Genomic DNA, 3,474 nt, shown 5'->3' with positions numbered 1-3,474 from the left:
GGGGCTCTCAACGTCCTACGGGCCGGGCTGGCCCGTCGCGAAGCCCAACCGGCATAGCGAGAAGCCCCGCTCCTTCAGGGCGGGGAGGAGTCACGAATCCGATGGGTTCTTCGACCCCGATGGGCTCTTCCACGCACAGCACAACTACCGCCACCACATGGGGTTACGGGCGTGACGGGCGTGGTCACAGCTCATCGATCCGGCATGCGGGGCGCATGGATGCATGCGCGGGGGCGCGTGTGAGGCGGCGCCCGACCGGGCGGGTAGCCATATACGGGCAACTCCGGAACGGTCGGCCTCTGTCATATGCCGACATGAATGGCAAGGAATACGACGGACGTGACGAACACGATGAATGTGCGCATTTTCCGTGTATTTGCCGGGCAGTGATCCGCTCATCGATCACTGCGGCCTCAGGGGGAAACATGGCAGCCAGGCCTCTCGTCGCCCGCCAGCCGAACGAACGGCTCCAGGCGCTCATTCAGGAAGCCGGATGCTCCAACGCCGGCCTCGCCCGTCGCGTCAACATGGTCGGCGCGGAGCGCGGGCTCGATCTGCGTTACGACAAGACCTCCGTGGCCCGTTGGCTGCGTGGACAGCAACCACGCGGCAGGGCAGCGGGAATCATCGCCGAGGCGCTCGGCCGCAAGCTCGGCCGTACGGTCACGATCGACGAGATCGGCATGGCCAACGGCAAGAATCTGGCGTCCGGCGTCGGCCTGCAGTTCGCCCCGACCGTGATCGGGGCGATCGAGCAGGTCTGTGAGCTGTGGCGCAGCGATGTCGGCCGCCGCGACTTCCTGACCGGTTCGACGATCGCGTCGTCGGCGCTGGTCGAACCCAGCCGTGACTGGCTGATCACCGGCGCCGACCCGCAGGTGGCCCGGGCCGCCGGAACCCGTGTCGGGATGTCGGACGTGGACGCGGTACGGGCGATGACGGCCGCGCTCGTCGACCTCGACCACCGGTTCGGCAGCGGACATGTGCGGCCGGTCATGGTGCACTACCTGAACAGCGTGGTCTCCGGGCTGCTTTCGGGGGCGTACCGCGAATCGGTCGGGCGGCAGCTGTTCGCGGCGGTCGCGCGGCTCACCGAACTCGCCGGGTACATGGCGGTCGACACGGGCCAGCCGGGGCTCGCCCAGCGCTACTACATCCAGGCGCTGCGTCTGGCGCAGGCGGCGGGAGACCGGGCGTACGGGGGTTATGTACTGGCCGCGTCGATGAGCCACCTCGCCGCGCAGCTCGGCAATCCGCGGGAAATCGCCCAGCTGGCACGGGCCGCGCAGGAGGGCGCGCGCGGGCGGGTCACCCCGAGGGCGGAGGCGATGTTCTACGCGGCGGAGGCGCGCGGACACGCTCTGCTCGGCGACGCCCGGACCTGTCAGGCGGTGACGGGCAGGGCGCTGACGGCCATGGAGCACGCCGATCCCGACACCGGGGACGATCCCGACTGGATCGCCCACTTCGACCAGGCCTATCTCGCCGACGAGCTGGCGCACTGCCACCGCGACCTCGGCCAGGCGGAGGCGGCCGTACGCCGGGCGAAGGAGTCCCTGGACGGTCACCCGCAGTCCCGGACCCGCCGCCGCGGCATCGGACTGGTGCTCCTCGCCACGGCCCAGGTCCAGCTGCGCGATGTGGAGCAGGCCTGCCACACGGGCACGCGGGCGATGGAGCTGCTGGGGTCGGTGCGCTCCAGCAGGGGAGCGGAGTATCTGGACGATCTGCAGCAGCGCCTGCTGCCGTACGGGGACGAGCCGGCGGTACGGGAGTTCGGGGCGCGGCTGGAACTCCAGGCGGTGTGACCGGGGCCCGGTCGGCGCAGTGGGACCGAGCGCCCCCTTGACTCACGGCCGCTGGGTGCTGCAGCGCTTGTGAAGGGCTGGTGAGTGACATCACGCGCTTGGCGAAGGGCGGCAACCACCCGATAGCGTGAGCCGACGATTCCGTAGGTATACACGTAGGAGTCCCGGTGACGCAGAGCGGACAGGGTGACGAGCAGCAGTTCCCTGCTGAACGGCCCACGCACGAAGGTGTCGTGCTGCCCGCGGGTAGCGACGAGCCCTGGATACCAGGGGGGGCCGCGGATCGGGGCGCCCCGACGGGCGGCCAGCCGTGGGGGCAGCCCTGGGGGCCGCAGGCGGCGCACCAGGACGCCTCGTCGCAGCCACAGCCACATGCTCAGGGGCAGGGGGCGTACGGGCAGGGCCAGTACGGGCAAGGACAGTACGGGCAAGGACAGTACGGCCAGGGGCAGCCGGCGCAGGCGTACGGGCAGCCGCAGGCCCAGCCGCTGCCTCCCGTGCAGCCCCAGCAGCCGTACGCGCAGCCGTTGCCGCCCGAGGCCGTGCCCGGCATGGGCATGGGCATGGGCGGGGACGCGGATGCGACGCAGTACATCGCGCCGGTGTCCGGGCCCGCGCCGGGCGGGATGCCGCCCGAGAGCCCCGCGGAGGCCACCCAGTTCCTCGACCACGGAGCGCCGCAGCCGCAGGCGTACCAGCAGCCCCAGGCGCCTGCGCACGGCGGCGACGCCGAGGCGACCCAGTTCCTTCCGCCGGTCTCCGGTGACGCCCCGTACGGCGTCGGGCCCGGGACCCCCGACGACCGGCAGCCGCCTGCCGAGTTCGACAACCTGTTCCGCAACGACGGGCCTGCGGGATCCACCCAGCAGATGCCCCGGTTCGCCCCCACGCAGCAGCACCAGGGGGCCCATCAGCCCCATCAGCCCCATCAGCCCCCGCAGCCCCAGTACCAGCCCGTGGACGAGGGGCCGCGGGGGCGAACCGGGCAGCGCAAGAAGCGGGCGCACGTCACGCTCATCGCTGCGGTCGTCGCCGGCTGCGCCGTCGTCGGCCTCGGCGCGGGTGCGTTGCTGAGCGGTGGCGGCGACGACAAGGGCACGGACAACAAGCAGCCGGTGGCCGCCGCCAGTTCACCCGCCGGCCAGCCCTCCGCGCAGGCCGCGGCCGATCCGGCGAAGCCGCAGGCCGAGGCGCTCGACAAGCTGCTGGCGGACAGCAACAACAGCCGTGCCGCGGTCATCGGGGCCGTCGAGAAGACCAAAAGCTGCACGGATCTGGACCAGGCCGTGACCGATCTGAAGGGCGCCGCCCAGCAGCGTCGTGATCTGGTGACCCGGCTCCAGGAGCTGCCCGTCGACAAGCTGCCGAACCATGCCCAGCTGACCGCCTCCCTCACCAGGGCCTGGAAGGCGTCCGCCGCCGCCGACGAGCACTACGCCGCGTGGGCGGCGCAGGCCAAGGAAGGCAAGAAGGTCTGCAAGCACGGCCACGCCCGTACGACCTCCGAGACGCAGCAGGCCACCGTGCAGAGCGGCGAGGCGAGCAAGGCGAAGCGGGAGGCGTCGGGGCTGTGGAACTCGATCGCGTCGAAGTACGGGCTGACTCAGCGGGCGTCGACCGAGCTCTGAGGGACGCAGACGTGGGCCGCCCGGAGGTTCCGGGCGGC

Annotated in this window: 2 protein-coding genes; both read left to right on the top strand. The window is 71.6% G+C overall.

Translation table 11 applies throughout. From position 1 onward, the window contains the following. Nucleotides 1-425 precede the first annotated feature (425 nt). On the top strand, nt 426-1,808 hold the full coding sequence (locus ABTZ94_RS36860; RefSeq protein ID WP_351207718.1) for an NsdA family TPR-like regulatory protein: 1,383 nt from the start codon (nt 426-428) through the stop codon (nt 1,806-1,808). A 167-nt stretch (nt 1,809-1,975) separates the two neighbouring features. Continuing rightward, nucleotides 1,976-3,436 carry a hypothetical protein gene (locus tag ABTZ94_RS36855; protein ID WP_351207716.1) on the top strand — a complete coding sequence of 487 codons (1,461 nt, stop codon included), beginning with the start codon at nt 1,976-1,978 and terminating at the stop codon, nt 3,434-3,436. Nucleotides 3,437-3,474 lie beyond the last annotated feature (38 nt).

The organism is Streptomyces sp. NPDC002785 (assembly GCF_040295565.1).
Taxonomy (GTDB): Bacteria; Actinomycetota; Actinomycetes; order Streptomycetales; family Streptomycetaceae; genus Streptomyces.
The sequence above is the reverse complement of the archived record's forward strand: the minus strand, read 5'-3'. Positions and strand labels throughout refer to the sequence as shown.

Excerpts from the sequence above, each read along its gene's own strand:
- ABTZ94_RS36860 (WP_351207718.1), top strand. The coding sequence starts at position 426 with ATGGCAGCCAGGCCTCTCGTCGCCCGCCAGCCGAACGAACGGCTCCAG.